Origin of the sequence: Virgibacillus xinjiangensis, assembly GCF_042643145.1 — a bacterium.
In the GTDB taxonomy this organism is placed as follows: domain Bacteria; phylum Bacillota; class Bacilli; order Bacillales; family Amphibacillaceae; genus Virgibacillus_O; species Virgibacillus_O xinjiangensis.
In genome coordinates this window covers 1-19,363 of the sequence record NZ_JBHRSA010000004.1, presented here as the reverse complement: position 1 = coordinate 19,363, position 19,363 = coordinate 1, and the positions used below count along the sequence as shown (strand labels likewise).

Here is a 19,363-nt window from a genome sequence, read left to right as displayed (position 1 = left end):
CGTGAAACACCCATCCCTTTTAGGGATGGGTGTTGGTTGTTAGTTTTCAGGAATGGAAAAACAAGAAGGTCCAATGACTTCCTCCATCATACTTAGTGATACTCATAAAGGGAATTACCTGCCACAGACATCCACTTGTATTGATGCAGCCTTAATTCGAAGAAAGTTAGCGGATCCTCATATTCTTCAGGATTCTCCCTCATTTTACGGAGGGATGTTTCATCTTCCTCAATTTCTTTATGGGTTTGACTTACTGTCCGTTTCAATTCTTGCTCAGGCTCAGTGAAAAACAAGTGTATATCTCGTTCCAACGATTTCTCGAATAACTCGAACTGCTGCATGAACATCTCTGTCACAGATGCAGCTGCTTCACTGTAATCTTTAGATTCAATGTACTGTTTGTACTTATTATAAAGCCTTTCTCTATATTGAGGGATAGAACCAGCAAGCTTGCCAGCCCCTTTGAACAAGATCGTGGAGGAACCAGGATGGCTGACCAAGTCATTCTTCTCCAACTTGACACTTCTGCTTGTTATTCGAGTCACATCCCTCTGCCAATCCTCAAGTATTTGCATATCTCCATGCAAATCCAGTCGTTCTTCTCCAAGGAATTTGTTAATGTTGCCGGCAGTTTTACGCAAAAAGATTTGGCTATTTTTGAATTCCTCTTCACTTTCCTCCATCCAACGGTTCATAGAAGATCTGAAAAGAGGCATTGCTGTCTCCTCAAAGTAATGGGCAACCTGTTTATTCATTTCCTCATTCAATTCCCGCAACATGGTTTCAAAGTCCTCATCTTCTCTCACATATTTGGAACAGCTTTGCAGCAAGCCTGGAATCTCCTTCACCATTTTTTCCTGTAAATGATTGATAATACTGTTATAGGATTCGGTAATTGCCTGTACTTTATTTTTTTGTATATCGCTCAGTTGGCCATGGGCTCCTTCTAGCTTTCTGACCAGTTCCTTGTTGTCTTTTATATTCTGGATGAGTATTCTTTCTCGTTCCAAACGTTTTTCTTTCAACAATTGTATTGATTTTTCTGTATAGAAGAGAATCTTTTTGGCCTGCTCCCTCTCCATATTAGCATCTTGCTTGAGAGCAGGAAGAAATGTAGGTAACCCACTCCTGAGACCACTGCTTTCCGTATTCATGGGGACTGTAAGAATTTGTGCGTCAGGGAAAAAGGTATGGATCTTTTCTTTCATTATATCGATTCGCCCTTCTTGTTCCTGATTACTAGCAGCTGTAGAAGTGTTGCCAAGCAGGATACACATTGGCAAATCAGGCTTCTGTCCCCTCATTTTCACTGCCATATCAAGTTCTGCATCTGTTATGGTCGTTCTGCTATCAAAAGCGAATGCAAACAGCAATCCGTCTGCCATGGGAAGATACATAGCGATATCTTTTTCCGGAACAGTTATCATAGATAGATGATTTTCTCTCAGGAAAGGCGCTGGAGTTTTATAGTCAAAATATATTTCTTCATCCGGAAGTTCTTCCGAGGTTCCTCCAGAGTCATCTACGTATCGTGCCTCCGTTTCAGTTACCGCGTGAAGTTCTGCTTCTTCTGCATCCTGTAGCCTTGTCACACCATTATGTGAGTATGCCAAACCTTGCCCCTCAGTTATTTGTTCCATCAACTCATGTAATATTTGTACTTCCTTGCCAGTTAGAAGCAGATGAACAGTATCTGTGCTAATCAGGTCTTTCACCATCCATTTTATTCGTTCATCCACGGTTGTGTCGTGTGCCTCTCCCCAATCCTTAACAGCCTCAAAGAGTTTATAAGCGTCCATCACACCGTCCGCAGCCCGATAGGAAGGATGGTTGAATAAGCATTTTTCCGCTTCATCTATTAGGGAAGCATCAATATTTGAAGGGAATATCCTGCTCCATGCCAAAAGGGCCGATGCAGAAACCGAGGCATCCGTATTCGCAGTCAGCCGCATCCAGTTAGTTAAATGACTTGGTAAAAGATGAAATACTTCTCTGATCAAATATCTCCCATCAATAAGGACATCATACGTCTCTTCATATAAACCCGGAAGCAATTTCCATATATAGTCTTCGTCTCCCAGTTCTAATTGAAGTAAAATATGATTGATCTCTTCCAACCATTGGAAATAGTAACCAGTATGCATATAATTATTCCAAAGTGCCGCAGCCAAGTTATCAAATCGGCTCCTATCCACATAAAAAGCAGCAGTAATTACTTCTTTAAAATATCTAGGTGCTGTATTTTTCGCATGCCCTTCATCTATGTAAGTTTCTAACACCTTGAACCAGGATTGTGATTCTGTACGAACTGCTTCATTTGCAGCAAGCTCAACTGCTGCATCCCAGTCAGCCTGCTCCTCGAAAAAGGAACGAGCAGTCGCGGTTACATCCGGGTAACCAGGATATAGGTCGACCGCCTCTTTAATAGATACAGACGCCAAATTATAATTGCTGCGTTTTATGTATAATATGAATAATTGCATTAGCAGCTCCGTTTTGAGTACGGAGGAATCAGTCTCCACTGCTTTATAGTACTCTTCAGCAATCGCAAGCAAGTTCAATTGCAGATGTGCATCCCCTATATTTTTTTGCGCCCACGGCTTTAACTCGTTGGACACATTCTCCCATTTAAAAATAGCAGCTTCATAATCTTTGTGGCGATAATACACCTCCCCCTGTGCGAAGCGGATATCCGAGAAGTCTGATACTTCGTTCTGTTGTTCCTCCATATATTTTTCACTAAGTACCTTTATTGGGTGAATATTGTCATTGTCTTCTATAATTGTAGTGTAATAGGATTTGTTGATTAGTTGATTTTCCAAGTTCATTTGACGTCCCCCCCGCAAAGCGTTCTTAGAAAGCATTGTGTTATACGACTGAGTTGTTTGCATTCAATTATAGACAGATACTAAGTATATACCCTTCGTCTAGTAAATGATAAACATATCCCTTCCTCTCCTGAATACCTTTCATAAAGTGAAACCTCCAAGAGGTATTTGACTTCCTAGCGTATGAAATTGGCAAAAACATATAAAATGATAATACTGATGAAGATGGTTGTGTTGGTAATATTCGCCATAAGCCGAATGCTGTTGGTACTATACTTGAACTCCACAGCAAATGTGATAGCAGAAGTGGCTGCCGGCAATAATAGACCGATTAAAACAGTATAGAGGAACATGTCCTCATATGGCAGCGTGAAATATAGAATGCTCCCAAATATCAGACCAAAGCTATACTTGAAAGTTAAAAATTTCATGGTCGGCAGCAAGAATTGCTTTTCGAAATTAAAATTCAAATAAAGTCCTAACAGCAATAACGATAGTGGTATGTTAGCCTCTGATATGGTGCCAGCCACTGAAATGACCATCTCCGGCAACTGAATATCATTGAAATTAAGCATACTTGCAATAAAATAGGTCATTAATGGAATAGATTTGCCAAGTTTCTTCAAAATACCTAATGGTTTAAGGCTCAACCCTTCCTGTGAAAAATAACTTCCTAGGATATAAGCAATTCCAAACGTAATAAATGAGGCTCCGACATCAAACATACTGAAATAGGTTATACCGTCCATTCCCCATACGGCATATACTAGTGGAAATGCAAATAAGCCGACATTAAAACCGGATGTCAGCATTAAAAAAGATCCTTTAAGTTCCCTTTCCTCTTTCCGGAAAATCAAAAAACCGAATAGTGTGGTCACCAATCCATAAGAAATCACAATAATCGGTATGTACATTAAAGATGTTTCTATTCTCACCGAATCAAACGTGACAAGAACAAGGGCTGGTAGCGTAATTTTGAAGATGATTTTAGCAATCACTTCTCCATCTCTTTCTTGTAAAACGTTTAAACGCTTTAAGAAATACCCAAGTGCAATAATTAATACTATGGACAAGAATTCTTGGTTCATTTAGACGAAAAACTCCTTCTCGCTGCAGTTTTACCATAATCTTTTATATGGTCCTATTTTTGCTGCTAACTCATCTTATCCAACCATTAGTGTATCATGCAATACCCAATCGTGGGGATTTACACCACTTGTAAAACTGCCCTTCCATAAGAGAAAGGGATAGCAATCCTCAGGTTGCCTCCTTCATTTGCCCTCAGGTGATTTCTTAAGCCAATCTTGTATTGTTTAATAACTGCCACAAGAAAAATATCGCCCTGTCTTATGTATGACAGGACGATATAGGAAAAATGGTATATTGCTTCATTTTTAAAGCGCTTATAAGATAGAACCACAATCTTGACCACCGACTGCATACCCTGTTCTCCGGATTAGAATGAAGATTACGCAAGGAGGCCTTCCTGCTTATTTGATAGAGGAGACATTTTCTCTGTTATTCTCATCTTTTTGCTGCAATAATTTGAGAAGGTCAAGGAAGTTTTCATCTCGATTGTGGATTGCTTTTTCTCCATAATCATCATATTGATAAAAGCCCTTATTAGTACGGATACCATGTTGATCATTGTCTATCATTTCCTTTAAGAAGGAAGGCACTTCTCTAGTATTCGATAGGTCCTTCATAATATTTCCAACCATAGCTTCTGTGGTTTGAAGACCAGCCAAATCTTGACTCTCCATCGGGCCGCAAAAAGCCCATTTAAATCCCATGCTTCCCTTCATAGCGGTGTCAATATCTTCTGCGGTAGCTACCCCGCTTTCCATTAAGTTGAAAGCTTCACGCAGCATGGCTACTTGCACACGGTTCACGATAAAACCAGTGATTTCTTTCTTTAATACTACTGGAGATTTACCAATTTCTTTCATTAAGTCATAGGTTGTTGTTACAACATTTTCACTAGTTCTTTCCGTTTTGACAATCTCCACAATCGGCACGAGTTGTGGTGGATTAAAGAAATGGGTAATGATGAACCTCTCCGGGTGCTTCGCCCGTTGATTCAACTCTTCCAATGGAAAGGTAGAAGTATTCGATGTGATGATCGTATCAGCTGAAACGCTGTTCTCAATAATTTCGTAAGTCTCTAGCTTTGGTTCTAGAATTTCTGGAATAGATTCGAAAACGAAATCAGTATCTTGCAGAGCTTCATGTAAATCCGTTGTATATGTAATACGTGATAAAGTCTGCTCCATCTCGCTTTCTGAAAGCATTTCTTTTTCAACCATTATCTCTAAGCTGTTAGTCATAAGGTTTTGTGCTTTTTCCAAGGAGGATTCACGCCTGGCTCGAATGCATACGTTCTTTCCTGCTTGAGCAAATAATTGAGCCGCACCATGCCCCATAATGCCTGCTCCAAGTACGGTGATGTTTTTCATTTTCATACCCCTTCCCTGTTAATTGTTTATTAATTTGAACGGAACCCTCAGCAAAGGGAAAGTACCTTGGTGCTGCCTGTATTTCCCACTGTAAAACTTACCGTTATTGGGCTTGAATATATCTCCATAAGAGTATACCGTTCCATGAGTAGATCTACTTTTTCAAGAATTTTTTATGGTAATGCTTTCATACATTTATTTTATAGAATAATTCGCATTATATAAACTCTTTTGTTCCTCTATAAGGAACAAAAGGGGAATTTTTGTTAAATATGGTTTTTAAAGGAGAAATCCCCATACCTACGCCGGTTATGGGGATTTCTATACATACATCAAAGTATTATTGTGACGGATTGTGGTTCGCATTATTAGGCGGTGTGCCGTGGATGTAAGGAGGTGCTGGTGCGAGTTTAGGGTTCTGTCCCCTCGCTTTAGGTTGGCTTACATACTCAAATTGACCTTGGCCGTCCATGCTTGTTCCATTAGCCCACCTGCCTGTACTGCTTTCCTCTCCTTGTGAGAAGTTCATGAATGAATAAGAGACTTCTTGCTTCTCAAATTGTTGGTTGAAGGTTGCCGGAACAATCGCTTTTTGATTTTGTTCAAGTTCTTCAATTGCAGCCATCCATTGGTTCTGATGCATGGTGTCTCTTGCAATCAACCAGGAAAGCATATCACGTACACCACGGTCTGTAGTCATTTCATAGAGACGCACAACTTGTAGCCGGCCCTGGGATTCCGCGTTCAGGTTAGCCCGGAAATCAGCTAGCAAGTTTCCACTCGCAATTGTATACCGCGCATTGAATGGGTATCCCGCACTATCATTAGGCTGCGCACCCAATCCATTAACAATTGCATGCTGAGGATTCATGCCTCCTAACACCGCCTCGATTACTGGATCTTTAGCAGCTTCTTCCTGCTCTTGAACAGGTGCGTTATCAAGCAACTGTGCAATCATCGTAGCCAACATTTCAACATGGGCAATTTCTTCAGTACCGATGTCCAATAGCATATCACGGTATTTCTGTTCCCCCCGGCAATTAAATCCTTGAAAGAGATATTGCATCATTACTGTAATCTCACCATATTGACCACCCAGCACTTCCTGCAGCTTCTTCGCGTACACAGGATCCGGACGCTCTGGCTTTGCCTCATATTGAAGTTCCTTTACATGATAAAACAAGCTTTTCACGCTCCTCTTTTTTAATACTTCATGTTTAAGTTAACCATTCGGTCTCTTATTATCCAGAGCGGTTGAATACACCCTGTAAGAAACTTCTTATCACGGAGGTACCACTCAAGCTTAGTAATTTTTACAAGTCGATTGGAAGGAATGAGTGGGAGTTTGTGATGAACAATTATGTGGACATGTATTTTAGCGGGAGAATATGTAGAGAAGGATGATCAGCGTTTTCCATCGTTGCTGAACAAGGGATTCCCGAATCCATTTACACCGTTGGCTATATAACAATGGGCGTGGAAATGAATGTCGAGAAGGCGAATCATTGGGATCAGTAAGCTGTACTCCAAGGTGACAAAGAAGCGAGGGACCGATTCGAGAACCTATAGAAACTACGCTATATGGGATACGACTGTAGACTAAAATAAGTAGCACCGTCCTATAAAACGATGCTACTTATAAAAAACTGTATGTTGTTTGTCCTGGTGAGTTAATAAAAATCTCCTTTAGCAAACCTGTTTAGAAGATCGTCCAATTGTTGGCTGCATTGGACTGTCTGAATGTCAGCCAATCCATACTTCAAGCCAAGTTGTATCATCTCCTGCTTTTTGACTATAATAGCTGCAGTCAAATCCCACTCATTTTGTTCTGCTGCTTGTCCCATTTTCCTCTTCCCTTCTTATAGCCAATTACATTCCTTATTTAAATACCTAACGAAAATATTATGACAACATATAGTGATTCACACAATAGTTTCGACAAAAGAAGTGACTATGCAACAAATATAGGGGCATTGTGAAAGGCTGCCATGCAGCATGTTCAACATGTATAGATATAGCTATCACTTGTCCATGCCTAAGTTTTTACGTAAAAACTTGCCTCATCGACCACTTCTATGTCTTCCCTATCTTTTAAATCCTTCATTAATTGAAATAGAGCGCTATCTTTTTTCTTAGCTTCAATCATGCAGTCCATTTGGGGAACTGAGCCATTTACCTCCTTTAAAAATCGCATGAACATATCGGAATCAACAAAATCTGCATGACTTCGAAAAGCTTGGTCGCTTTTTGGACTGGAGATGTGCATCTTTAGAGGGAGTGGTGAACTTTCCCAAGTGCCTATAACCCGATCCCAGTGCGACTCCCAATTAACGTCCTCATGGTTGGCTAAATGATGGTGATAATCAAAAACCACTGGGATTCCCAGTTTTTCACCAAGAAAGAGACAATCCTGCAAGTTGAATGATTTATCATCATTTTCAATCATCAACATCTTTTGAATACCTGCCGGGACATGTGCCCAGTTGGAAATAAATTGTTCCAATGCCCTAGGCTTATTTTTATAGGTACCCCCGACATGCAGGACACTGCGATGAGTTAAATCGATACCCATCCCTTTAAGTAGCTGAGCATGATGGATCAAGTTTTTAACAGATGCGTTGAAAACTCCATCTTTTGTACTGTTCAGGACAACAAAATGATCTGGATGAAAATCAAGGCGCATGTTGTGCTTCTGCGCAAAATTCCCTACTGCTCGCATATCATCACGTATCGCTTCCAAGTAATCCCACCCAGCCAGTTCTTCATGTGTGGCGAGCGGCACAAGACGTGAACTGAGCCTGAAGAATTTAATATCATGAGCAAGATTGTGTTTTAGCAAACGAAGAGAATTTTGAAAGTTTGACTCGGCAATGCGTTCTAAGCGGGAAACCGCCGCCTCTTTATCCTCTATTTGCTGAAACCGTTTGTAGGTCATCGTCTGCGAGGGCGAACAGTTTTTTACATTAACGCTCATCGCTACATATCCGAGTCGAAACAGTGTCGAATTGGTCAAAAGTATCCCCCCACTATAAAGATGGGTTTAGTGTTTACATGTAGAGGCGTTCATAATCATTTAAAATTTAAACTTGTAACTCGCTAAAAGAAGATTAAGTCATGTCTCATTAAAATATAAATGCTCAACGATACGGCAAGGAAGGGGCGAAAAGTTGTGAACAAAGTGTCCCAGAATACAATGCAACCATCATTTCTTCATAGATCTAATGCATTCATTTATGATTTGAAGAGTTGAACCTTCTTATTTGTGGGTATAGACTAATAACCCCATAAAAGGAGGATTTTGCTAATGGATCGGATAATCGGCGGCGCCTTTTCGGATGTGGAGAGTGCGGAGAGAACGATTAGCCATTTGAAAGATATAGGATATACCCGTAAAGATATTTCAGTTCTTGCTAAAGATAGAGGCAATGTGAGTAAAATCGAAAATGATACAGGAACTGATGCTACCACTAATGAAGGCGGGCGAGGAAAAAACTCTGGCAAAGGGGCTGGCATCGGTGCTATTTCAGGTGGGGTACTAGGCGGTCTAGTCGGTTTGGTTGCGGAAATCGGTCTATTGACGATACCCGGGATCGGGATACTAGCGGCAGCAGGTCCAATGGCGACGACCCTCTCCGGCACGGCAATCGGAGCAGGCAGTGGAGGAATTATTGGAGCTCTGGTTGGAGCTGGCATTCCTGAAGAGCAGGCCAAACAATATGAACAATATCTTAAAGACGGCAAAATCATTGTATTAGTTGAAGCCGGCGATGATAACCAACAAATCGTCTATCGCTCTTTCCTATCCAATAAACCAATGAACACGGAGATGTACCCAGAAGACGTGGTTATTGCCCAAAAGAGACCAAACTTTTAATGGTAGATATAGCAGAAGGTATTCCTGTTAATGGGAATACCTTCTTGTTCACTTGTCATGTGAATCCAGATAGTCTGTACTCTTCCCTTCAAATTCAACAGTCGTTCAAGTCCGTAGAAAAAACTATAAGAGCAACCAAGGAATTGAGGTTTCTATAGGAAAAACTGACCTAACGGAAGAAGTTTAAACTTTGTTGATGTTTGCAGATTTCAAACAGAAAGCACACAAATATGGCGCGACCGAACATTGAACAATGTTTTGTCTGTTTGGAAGTAAAAGGGGGATTGTCTAGTGATCAATATTAATCGCTTCTTAGCAATTGGAAACCAGCACAGCTATACAATTGCCGCTTAATCATTATCAGACTAGTAATATTACCCTCATCGATAATCTTCTTATATAGAGCCTATGCTGTCTACTCGACAAAGAAGCGCAGTCAGTATGTATATTCAGTTTGCTTTGAGATCTTTCATCATAAAGAAAAGGTGGCTAACTCTTCTTCTTGGGATAACAATTTCAGCTTCCCCCAGTAAAATGATGACTTATCTCGTTATAAGTGTTATACGCTTCATAAAAATATAATTAATCGCCAGTGATAATAACCCAAATCTACTCACTTAATTGCTTTCCTTCCCTGTTAGACAAATACCTCTTTCTTGAATAATTAACATGTCTGTCCAGTGCTCCCAACCTTTCTCTACATATCATGGTAACGTAAATTCAAATTATCTCAGAAAGGGAGATTAACAGATGAAACTTTATTTGGACCCCGGGCATGGGGGATCAGACCCGGGAGCACAAGGCAATGGCATGCTGGAAAAGGATATCGTACTGGATATCGCCCAGCGTATTCGGACCATCCTTACTACCAATTATGGAGATGTGGAAGTCAGGATGAGCCGTACCACGGACACCAGTAAGAGTTTGAATCAACGGACAACGGAGGCGAATTCCTGGGGCGCAGATTACTATCTTAGCATCCATTGCAATGCCTTCAATGGCTCAGCACGAGGATATGAAGACTATATCTACAGCGGTTTATCAGACTCCTCTGCGACCGCACGGTACAGGGACATCATTCATGAAGAAGTCATGGAGGTCAATCAGCTAACGGATCGTGGAAGGAAAAAAGCCAATTTTCATGTATTACGCGAAACACGAATGTCTGCCCTCCTTACAGAAAACGGCTTTATCGACAATCAGCAGGATGCTCGATTAATCAGCGATCCTTCCTGGCGGCAAAGGGTAGCTCAGGGACATGTCAATGGATTGGCAAGAGCCTTCGACCTTAAGAGAAAACCAAGCAATGAGACACTTTATAAGGTGATCTCCGGTTCCTTCCAGTCAAGGGAGAATGCGGAACAAAGGGTAGCCTATCTCCAATCACGGCAGATTGAGTCTTTCATTGTTCCGTATGTTACTTCTGGTACCGAATGGTATCGTATCCAGGCCGGTGCCTTTTCCGACAGAGTAAATGCCGAAACACGTCTCGAACAGGTCAGAAGTGCCGGGGTGGAAGATGCCTTTATAATCACGGAGAGCAACGGGATGCAGGAAGAGACAGAAGGTTACTCGATTCTCGGAGAAACGTATCTGTCCCCGGAACTGATGAACATGTATGCCAAAGAGATAAACCCAGAGGCCATAGACCTTGCGAGGTATTACTTGGAAATCGGAGAACATTACGGCATCAGGGGGGATATTGCTTTTGCACAAGCTATGCTTGAGACTGATTTCCTCCGATTTACAGGAACTGTCCAGCCCGAACAGCACAACTTTGCAGGAATAGGCGCAACTGGGCCGGATAATCCCGGAGCAAGTTTCGATACCGAATGGGAAGGTGTTCTAGCCCATATTCAGCACCTCTACGCCTATGCTTCCACTGATCCTCTCCCGGATGGCGAACTATTGGTGGATCCGCGGTTTGATCTGGTTCAGAGAGGCTCGGCACCATCGTGGGTCGCCCTTAATGGAAAATGGGCTGTGCCGGGAGACCAATACGGTCAATCCATTTTGAATGTCTATGAAAGAATGGTTAGCAGCTCCGTCAGCACCTTGGAAAATTTAATGGAAAATATAGGAGATTAACTAATTTACCACCCGTTTTCCCCTGTACCAATATACCTCCTCTCCCTAGAAGGTACTTGCATAAATAGTGTGCAAGTGCCTTCTAGGGGGAGGAGGTATAATTCTTGTTGGTTTATCCATAATTAAAATTAATCGAGAAAAAATGGTTAAGTCCTTGCACCAAGTGATAAGCTGAATGACTACTTGTATGATTCCTTCTCCTTCTCGGCCGGAGATATTCTTTGTTAAGATTTTTTCTGGTCATCAAATTGACGAATTATCATAGCTATTTGTTGCTAATCAACTATAAAATCTGTTTTCTGAATATGTATGATTACCGGGCGCTAGGTCTTCCCCCTGATAATGTACATGCTGTAAGTAAGATAATGAGTAACCCTAACAGGTACAAAATATTTTTCTCGTCAGGTATTTATTTCGCTCCTTTTTGAACCCTTTTGCACACCCCACAAAGAGCAATTATGGGCAACAAAATAAGGAGCATTTCAAAGTAATATTACTCATCCAATTGTTATAACGTTCCAATTCTCCCCTCAACTGATCGGATATGGGTTAGGTATTGCGAGATTGGTAAAGGGAGTGGCGATGTTCCCGCTCTTTAAAATGAGTCCAACTTATGGGGCAATCGTAATTAATTTGTAAAGTTTCAGGGTTGATCCCGGGTAGTTGTATATTTAAAAGCTAGATTATGAGAATGCAACAGATGAACTATACGAATCCCCCAGAAATCCAACGATTCCTTTGTTAGGTTGAAGACTAGGGAGAAGTTTTCCCTTCAAAATGGACAGTGTAAACATATGTTAAAAAAAATACATAACAGAGGAAGATCTAGTAAAGTCGAGTGGCTCTCTCCGCTTGAGTTAATTTAATTATGAATTTAACACACTAGCTAAACAAATGAAACTTAAATAGTGATTGTTTTGCAGAAATCTTCCCTTTAAATCTTATACCCGTTAACAGACACGCAAAGGTAAAATACCAAGTTGAGTAGAATGAGGAGAAAATGCAGACTAATATGTGAAGAAAGAAGTTTTGAAATATTATCTAATGCCTGCTGGGCGATACAGCATTATTCACCATACTTTGACAACTTATTCGCACCTTTTGGTGTTTCCTTTATTATATGTGCTATACTCTAGAAATACTTCAATATTGTAAAATATAAACAAATGGTTTTAATTTCACCAAATTTGGGATATACTAAAGATAGAAAATCCTAAATTAAAAAACCGTATGGTGCTGTAACACCAAACGGCCAAGTGTAATAGCCCTTCAAGGGGGCGACTCACTTTCGGATAAAAAACCACCTTAATCGCTTGTCAGGCCTATAGGGTGGTTATTTTTTATCCGACAGTATGGCTATAATTAATGTTCCAAAGGAAATCATTAGAATCAATGCTTCGAATACTGTCATCAGAAACACCCCCTTTCTGCAAGCGTTGAGAAGGGAGTGAATCACCACCCATGAAAGCCTTATACACTTGGCTTTATTATAACAAAATTTATCAATAAATAGTGAATTTTCAATAAAATCAACATAAAAATAGGCTCTGTATGGAGCTTATGTCCATCCTAGAGCTCAGTGGCCTTGAACTAACTCTTTTCATAAGCCACTAACCTTATGTAGACATTACGATAGTATTAGCTCATATACAAATGGAGAACCTAACACCTCAAGCCCCCTTCTAAGGCATATTCACAGTCTTAGTATAATGTAATCTCATTTCTTATCATGCAGCAAGGGGTTTTATTTTTTCATTTCGGCCACACACTTAAATGACCAGGCAGAAGTCCCTTTCTCGTTATTTTACTATAACATTGCTGAAGCACATAGTCTGCACGTCAATTTTAGTCAAGTCCCCATCGTTGTGTAAATTCTAGTTACAATTTTTCAACCACTTATTGATTAAGGTTGGATTTGGTTTGGCAGAAGGGGGTTCCCCCTTCCTGCCAAACCAAATTTCCGGGCGCTCACACTACCCTTTTCTAAACAATATTTTCTTCTTTTGTTCCTCTGCATAATCCATCAGTACAGCCCATTCAAATGGAAAACTGATTGGGTATTCGGGAAGATACGGATGACCTTTTTTCTGCGTCGAACCTCTTGTTTCAGGCGTTCCAATGAATTCGTACTCCGGATAAACTGATGGTATTTCACCGGTACATTAAGGATTTGAATGACATATCAAACCCCTCTTCCAAGGTCTCTATCACCTTCTTCAACTTCTGATCTTCTTCATATTGGATGATGAATTCATCTTTGAACTTTCTAGCTTTTACGGTATCAAAAATCCTTTTTCAACTCCACCTTGACTTCATCCACTTGTTTACAATTGGGTCCAACTTCTCGGTCAAGAAGGAGACAAAAGACTGGATACACCCTCTCCATCTAACTCTTCTACTTATATTCTTTACTTTACGAGTGGAAACACCGTCAACTGCCATTTCAAGCATGGAAAGTACGAAGGCTTTATTGAATCGCTGATAATTTTCAAATATAGACGGAGCGAAGCCCCTATGAGAGTTTTCGTACACGTAAGTTTTCTTTCCGATATTCATCATAAAATCTCGCTCGTAATAGCCATTTCTATAGTACGCCCGATTCTCTGAAAGATCATAACGGGAAACTTTTAGGTGTTCATCTCTTTTTTTCCAAGTACTTATTCAGTACCAGAACAATGGTCGGTTTTACTACCGCATCAATATTTGAGCTCATTACGGAAAGGCTTTTAAAACATCCATATTTAGGCTAAACTGTAATGGGGTCACATCGATTCTCTTTTTAAATTTTTTCGGCCGTAGAAAACATTTTAACCAAGAATTGATGTGATCATTCTTTTTTACACTTTTACACAATTATACGGACTTATTCTAAGATTTCATCCGTGATTATACTCCGTTGCTTCACTCTTGCATATTAGTTAAGAACTTTTGAACAGAAGGTCCTCTGAAATACGGCGTAGCATCCGGAGCCAAGCAAGTGTTGTACATTAGCAATTTGTATCACCTCACCATAAAAATTTAACAGAAAAAATAAACACCGCTTGCACGGTGCCCTTATGATCCTTCTTATTTTGTTATTTTTATTATTGTTTCTTAGTATAGTTTTCCTTGTTGCAATTGGTTCAAGAGGTTATCCAATTGTTGGCTGCATTCGAGCGTCATCGGGTTTGTCAATCCAAACACCAAGCCGAGTTGAATCATTTCCTGTTTCTTTCTCCTGATAAGTGCAGGCAGATCCATGTCTACTGGTTCAATCACTTGCCCCATGTTTCATTTCTCCTCTTTATTAATTTCGAGTAGGCCTTTCGTTTAAAGACCCAACGAATATGATTATGACAACTTTCCATTTTTATGGCAATAGTTTCGACAAAAGTAGTCATATGGGAACAAAGTTAGATACCGGTATGGAAGCATTTGTGTCGATGATTATTATATTTACAAAAGCCATATTTATTTTGGCTGGAGCAAAAAAGCTGGACATATGATTGTAGATATCCCTCAAATTTTCTCTTCCAAAGTTATTAATGCTATTGATTTACATAGGTAATTTTCACTTGTTTGAGCCTCCTATTCTGCTTTACTTAGTATACCAACACTCTTACTAGTGGCTCTTGTCTCTATATTGGAAGCTGAATATTTATCAGCAATGGTTGATAAACCAATAGCTGCGACAACACCGATTATTGAAAATACCAGGAAATTCATGAAGTTAGGTAAAGCCATTGTCAACAAGAATCCCCCTAGAATCGGTCCAGTCATACCGCCGAGTCGCCCAATTCCTGAAGCTACCCCTAAACCTGTTGATTTCATTTCTGAGGGGTAGAACGATGTTACATAAGCTTGTATCAAAACTTGGGAACCTGTTGTAGCAGCCCCTGCAACTGCTACTAATACAAAAATATAGAATGTACTTCCGCCTAATCCTAGTAACGCTAAAGCAATGGCTCCGGAAATATAAGATGCAATGATAACCTTTTTAGAACCATATTTTTCACATAAATTACTTAGAGCAAGAATCCCGAGAACAGCTCCGCCTTGAAGCCCAATAAGGAAGACTAAACTTGAATTTAAGCCATAGCCAGCTTCGATCATTAGCTTAGGTAACCAAGTGTTTAATCCGTATACCATTAATAAGGCACAGAAGAATGCTATCCAAAATCCAATAGTACTTAAAGCTCGATTCTCTTTAAACAATCCTGCAACAGGAACCTTTGTTGATGTTGTTTTTACTTCCTCGACTTCATCAGTCATCTTGAATGTTGAATCAGGGCTCACTTTTACCAGAGTTGCAAATAACTGTTCCTTCTTACCAGTCCGGATAAGATAGCTAGTTGACTCTGGTAGTTGCTTCATTAAGAAAGGGATCGTTAGAAGCGGCAAGCCTGCAACAATAAAAACAGATTGCCATCCAAATGCCTCAATCAAAAGAACTCCAACAGTTGGTGCTAGTGCTCCGCCAATGGCAAAGCTAATGAGTGTAGAAGATACTAATTTGATTTTCATTGTTCTAGGAGCATAATCTGATACTAATGCTGCAATATTCGGCATAATACCTCCTAAACCTAATCCCGCTATAAAACGACATATAGAGAAAGTCATTGCTGAGTTTGCAAAACCACACAGTAAGGTGAATAAACTAAATAGCAGTACATTGATGATAATAACTCTTTTTCTCCCAATACGGTCAGCTAATATACCAAATATAATTGCTCCAAACATCATTCCGAAGAGACCGTAGCTTGCTATTGTCCCTGCTTGGACCGAACTTAACCCCCATTCTTCCATTATGATTGGTAAAGCTGTTCCATAGACAGCCAAATCATATCCATCGAACAAAATGATTATAAAACTCCATAAAAATAGACTTAAATGAAAGCGCTTAAATTTACTGTCACCAATAATTCGTTCCGGATTTACTTTTGCCATTACACATCTCCCCTTCTCATTTCTGATTCCAATAATAATCGTCTTGTTAATTATCGAATATTTAGAATTCTAATGATACAGGTAAGCACCTCCTCAATCTTCAATAATAAACCCTATTATAATGGCATGTACTTGGGAATATAAGGTAAAAATTCCTCTATACGCAACATATATTATAAAAATTTAAATAATTTAAAAAATAATTAATTGGACAACAATTTTTACATAGCTATGCCATGGTAAGTATGGGAAAAGATTTAATGATTCGACTCTTCAGCTGAAAGAGAAATCCCTTGTTAAATATTAACCTTGCCATATAATGAGAAAGCTTTTAATTATTTTGGGGCATAATTGGGGCATCGTTGGGGGCAAGATCAGTTGTAATCTTCTGGACAAGAGTCCAAAAAAATGCATCAGGAGTGTAAACCTTCCTAAAACTCAAGACCTTTCTTTTATACCGTTAGGTTTACACTCCCTCTTTATTTTACAAACTTGCATAAAATGGTTTCGGAAAGATGATAGGTGGATTTCCGTGATGATTTCCGTGATGAAATAAATTGGTTTCGATCAACCGAAAGCCAGGCATTCACACATAGAATCTAGAGAAAGTAAATGTTCAAGACGTTTACCCTATTCTCTTTCTATCATACAGGAATCTATCATCAATACCTTTGCCTTTTGGGAAAACACACGAAACGTGTGTCTAACTAGCAGATGCAGTTTAATTTATGAAAAAAGAGTATCATGTGTTGTTCAGCAACTGCGCCCGAACCAAAACTAATTATCAATGTATTTCTCACCTTATTGATTTTTTTATTTATTTGACCCTCTTATATAAACCATTGACCGGATAAGTAAGTCTAGTTACAATTACCATTACGAGAAAATTCTCAAGTTTTCATACTAATATCATTTCTTGCCTTTTCAACCAGTACAGTTATTTTATATTTAATTTATTAGGTTAATCCTAAATGTTCACGGAAGGTATGTTCTTCGTAATTCTTTCTGAAAATACCTCTTTTTTGCATTTCAGGAACAATCAGTTCAACAAAGTCTTCTAAACTACCGGGTAATGTAGGAGGCATAAGATTAAATCCATCAGCCACGCCCGCTTCAAACCAGACTTCCATCTGATCCACAATTTCTCCAGGTGTGCCTATCAGCGTGTGATGTCCACCGCCAGCACTTAGATATCCTAATAATTCTCTTACTGTAGGTCGGGTATCATTTATAATTTCTAGTATCGTTTCGTAACGTCCAACTGGACCAGTAAATTCTTCTACTGTGGGTAATTGAGGTACTTCTTTATCAATTTCCCAATCAGAACAGTCTTGTTGAATAAAGAAACTCAACTTTCTTAAAGCTGTTTCAAGAGGTAATTGCTCATCTAATGCTGTTTTTTTGGCTAAAGCTTCTTCATGAGTATGGCCTACATAGGTTACTAAGCCAGGAAATACTTTAATATGCCTATTGCCGTCTTCGCTTTTTTTAACTTGTTCATCTAATTTTTCGCGAAATTCTTTTGCTTGCTTTAAGTTCCATGACACTGAATAGACTGCATCGGCGTATTTTGCGGCTAACGCAATGCCTTGTTTAGATGCCCCTGCTTGCATTGATACTGGTTTGCCCTGAGGACTTTTTGGCGTAGTGGATGGGCCATACACTTTGAAATAGGTCCCTTCGTGGTTAAAAGGCTGAATGTTTGCCGGATTTATCAATTTTCCTTCTTCTCTATCATGGATAAACTCATTGCTGTCCCAGGAAAGAAATAATTTATTCATTAACGCAGCGAATTCATCTGCCTTCTCATAACGTTTGTCATGGGAAGGTAATTCTTCCATACCATGATTCAACGCCTCAAAATCAGTCATTGACGTAACGAGATTCCAACCAACCCGACCTTTTGTAATATGGTCTAAACTTAATAGCTGCCGTGAAGCTGTAAAAGGATTAGAAAAGGTACTTGAAATGGTTGAAACTAACCCCACATGATCAGTCACTTGTGAGATAGCAGTCAAATTGACTACTGGATCAAACCAAAACGCTGGCATCTCACTAGAATCTTTGCCTTGAAATGATTGATGATCAGCAAAAAATACTGCGTCAAAGTAACCCTTTTCCGCCAGCTGTGCTAAAGATTGGTAATATGAAATGTCTCCGATGTGTTCCACGCTCGATTCAGGCATTAACCAAGCTGCTTGATGGTGTCCACAACCATACAGCAAAACACCTAAGTGTAGTTGTTTTTCTTTCGTTCTAGTCATTTGTTTACACCTCAACATACATCATTATTAATCTCTTTACTCCTTTTTTGGTGAAGAGTTATTCTTGGTAATCTTAGCTACTAGTTCATTGTCAATCCGCCGTCTACTGTAAAGTTTTGCCCTGTAATACCGTCCGCATTTTCCGAAGATAAATAAGCGACCATATTGGCTACATCTTGGGGTGTGGTCACCTTCTTCAATGGTGTTGATTGAGCAATTACGTCGAATACCTCTGGTGTTGTTTCAGCACTGGCGTCCGTCGTTTTTAATAACCCGCCTGAAACTACATTCGCTTTTATCCCATATTGTCCTAATTCAGAAGCGATATTACGTGTGAAACCTATTAATCCAGCTTTAGCTGTCGTATATTCATGGTAAGGCACCACAGGGTTTTGATATAAATTAGTACCTATACTTATAATACTTCCATTTTGCCGTCCAATAAATTGAGGTATGACGCTTTGAACTACATTAAATGCTGCTTTTAAAGTACCATCTAGTTGTTTTTGGTAGTCATCCCAAGTAAGTTCTGTGAAGGCTTTCTGTTTATTTGGATCAAACTTGAAGTCTACTAATGCATTGTTGACAACAACATCTATTTGGCCAAAATATTCTGTTGCTTCTTTTATCAATCTATCTACTTCACTACGATTTGTTACATCAGCCTGAATTGCAACAGCATTCTCTTTACCAATCTCAGAAACGAGCTTCTCCGCAGCATCTTTGCTCTTATAGTAATTGATAACCACTTGAAATCCTTGTTGTGACAATGTCTTTCCAATAGCCGCTCCTAACCCCCTACTACTGCCTGTTACTAATACTGTTCTAGTCATTCTAACAACTCCTATGTTTTTTATTTCATAATCGAGTAGGAGGAGGTGACTAACCTCCGTCCTCTCACACCACCGTACGTACGGACCCGTATAC

General features: G+C 39.6%; 14 protein-coding genes and 1 pseudogene. 2 read left to right on the top strand and 13 right to left on the bottom strand.

All coding sequences use genetic code 11. The features are described from left to right. Window positions 1-92: 92 nt before the first annotated feature. The 6 genes from ACFOGI_RS01035 to uvsE form a co-directional block, all read right to left on the bottom strand. Window positions 93-2,828: a tetratricopeptide repeat protein gene (locus tag ACFOGI_RS01035; RefSeq protein ID WP_390267076.1), complete on the bottom strand. Its 2,736-nt coding sequence runs from the start codon at window positions 2,826-2,828 to the stop codon at window positions 93-95. 176 nt (window positions 2,829-3,004) lie between these two features. After that, on the bottom strand, window positions 3,005-3,916 hold the full coding sequence (locus tag ACFOGI_RS01030) for an AEC family transporter (protein ID WP_390267073.1): 912 nt from the start codon (window positions 3,914-3,916) through the stop codon (window positions 3,005-3,007). A 402-nt stretch (window positions 3,917-4,318) separates the two neighbouring features. Then, window positions 4,319-5,284 (bottom strand): 3-hydroxyacyl-CoA dehydrogenase family protein, encoded by a 966-nt coding sequence (locus ACFOGI_RS01025; protein WP_390267070.1) that lies wholly within the window; start codon window positions 5,282-5,284, stop codon window positions 4,319-4,321. A 340-nt stretch (window positions 5,285-5,624) separates the two neighbouring features. Next, entirely contained in the window at window positions 5,625-6,467 is an 843-nt protein-coding gene (locus ACFOGI_RS01020) for a manganese catalase family protein (protein ID WP_390267067.1), read from the bottom strand. 487 nt (window positions 6,468-6,954) lie between these two features. Further along, on the bottom strand, window positions 6,955-7,128 hold the full coding sequence (locus ACFOGI_RS01015; protein WP_390267064.1) for a Spo0E family sporulation regulatory protein-aspartic acid phosphatase: 174 nt from the start codon (window positions 7,126-7,128) through the stop codon (window positions 6,955-6,957). 191 nt (window positions 7,129-7,319) lie between these two features. Beyond that, the gene (gene uvsE, locus ACFOGI_RS01010) at window positions 7,320-8,297 is read right to left on the bottom strand and encodes a UV DNA damage repair endonuclease UvsE (RefSeq protein WP_390267062.1); all 978 of its coding nucleotides are present in this window, start codon (window positions 8,295-8,297) and stop codon (window positions 7,320-7,322) included. A 291-nt stretch (window positions 8,298-8,588) separates the two neighbouring features. Here uvsE and ACFOGI_RS01005 point away from each other — a divergent pair, with 291 nt between their 5' ends. Both ACFOGI_RS01005 and ACFOGI_RS01000 read left to right on the top strand, forming a co-directional pair. Beyond that, entirely contained in the window at window positions 8,589-9,158 is a 570-nt protein-coding gene (locus ACFOGI_RS01005; RefSeq protein ID WP_390267060.1) for a low temperature-induced protein, read from the top strand. 750 nt (window positions 9,159-9,908) lie between these two features. Continuing rightward, entirely contained in the window at window positions 9,909-11,246 is a 1,338-nt protein-coding gene (locus tag ACFOGI_RS01000) for an N-acetylmuramoyl-L-alanine amidase (RefSeq protein ID WP_390267057.1), read from the top strand. Between the two features lie 1,333 nt (window positions 11,247-12,579). On the opposite strand, the gene ACFOGI_RS00995 is transcribed toward ACFOGI_RS01000, so the two are convergent. From ACFOGI_RS00995 to ACFOGI_RS00965, 7 genes and pseudogenes are all read right to left on the bottom strand, one after another. Continuing rightward, window positions 12,580-12,657 carry a putative holin-like toxin gene (locus tag ACFOGI_RS00995; protein WP_390268044.1) on the bottom strand — a complete coding sequence of 26 codons (78 nt, stop codon included), beginning with the start codon at window positions 12,655-12,657 and terminating at the stop codon, window positions 12,580-12,582. Between the two features lie 627 nt (window positions 12,658-13,284). After that, window positions 13,285-13,383 (bottom strand): annotated as a pseudogene (locus ACFOGI_RS00990) (transposase); the annotation flags it as partial. A 158-nt stretch (window positions 13,384-13,541) separates the two neighbouring features. Further along, a complete protein-coding gene (locus ACFOGI_RS00985; protein ID WP_390268041.1) occupies window positions 13,542-13,907 on the bottom strand; it encodes a transposase in 366 nt (121 codons plus the stop codon). Between the two features lie 432 nt (window positions 13,908-14,339). Further along, complete coding sequence (locus ACFOGI_RS00980; protein ID WP_390267054.1) at window positions 14,340-14,513, bottom strand: aspartyl-phosphate phosphatase Spo0E family protein; 174 nt, start codon at window positions 14,511-14,513, stop codon at window positions 14,340-14,342. A 300-nt stretch (window positions 14,514-14,813) separates the two neighbouring features. After that, on the bottom strand, window positions 14,814-16,172 hold the full coding sequence (locus tag ACFOGI_RS00975; RefSeq protein WP_390267051.1) for an MFS transporter: 1,359 nt from the start codon (window positions 16,170-16,172) through the stop codon (window positions 14,814-14,816). Window positions 16,173-17,128: 956 nt separating this feature from the next. Next, window positions 17,129-18,436, bottom strand: a complete 1,308-nt coding sequence (locus ACFOGI_RS00970; protein ID WP_390267048.1) for an LLM class flavin-dependent oxidoreductase — start codon at window positions 18,434-18,436, stop codon at window positions 17,129-17,131. Between the two features lie 80 nt (window positions 18,437-18,516). Continuing rightward, entirely contained in the window at window positions 18,517-19,269 is a 753-nt protein-coding gene (locus tag ACFOGI_RS00965; RefSeq protein ID WP_390267045.1) for a 3-oxoacyl-ACP reductase, read from the bottom strand. Window positions 19,270-19,363: the final 94 nt, after the last annotated feature.

Coding starts and splice junctions, on each gene's coding strand:
- ACFOGI_RS01035 (WP_390267076.1), bottom strand. CDS start 2,828: ATGAACTTGGAAAATCAACTAATCAACAAATCCTATTACACTACAATT.
- ACFOGI_RS01030 (WP_390267073.1), bottom strand. CDS start 3,916: ATGAACCAAGAATTCTTGTCCATAGTATTAATTATTGCACTTGGGTAT.
- ACFOGI_RS01025 (WP_390267070.1), bottom strand. CDS start 5,284: ATGAAAAACATCACCGTACTTGGAGCAGGCATTATGGGGCATGGTGCG.
- ACFOGI_RS01015 (WP_390267064.1), bottom strand. CDS start 7,128: ATGGGACAAGCAGCAGAACAAAATGAGTGGGATTTGACTGCAGCTATT.
- ACFOGI_RS01005 (WP_390267060.1), top strand. CDS start 8,589: ATGGATCGGATAATCGGCGGCGCCTTTTCGGATGTGGAGAGTGCGGAG.
- ACFOGI_RS01000 (WP_390267057.1), top strand. CDS start 9,909: ATGAAACTTTATTTGGACCCCGGGCATGGGGGATCAGACCCGGGAGCA.
- ACFOGI_RS00995 (WP_390268044.1), bottom strand. CDS start 12,657: ATGACAGTATTCGAAGCATTGATTCTAATGATTTCCTTTGGAACATTA.
- ACFOGI_RS00980 (WP_390267054.1), bottom strand. CDS start 14,513: ATGGGGCAAGTGATTGAACCAGTAGACATGGATCTGCCTGCACTTATC.
- ACFOGI_RS00975 (WP_390267051.1), bottom strand. CDS start 16,172: ATGGCAAAAGTAAATCCGGAACGAATTATTGGTGACAGTAAATTTAAG.
- ACFOGI_RS00970 (WP_390267048.1), bottom strand. CDS start 18,436: ATGACTAGAACGAAAGAAAAACAACTACACTTAGGTGTTTTGCTGTAT.
- ACFOGI_RS00965 (WP_390267045.1), bottom strand. CDS start 19,269: ATGACTAGAACAGTATTAGTAACAGGCAGTAGTAGGGGGTTAGGAGCG.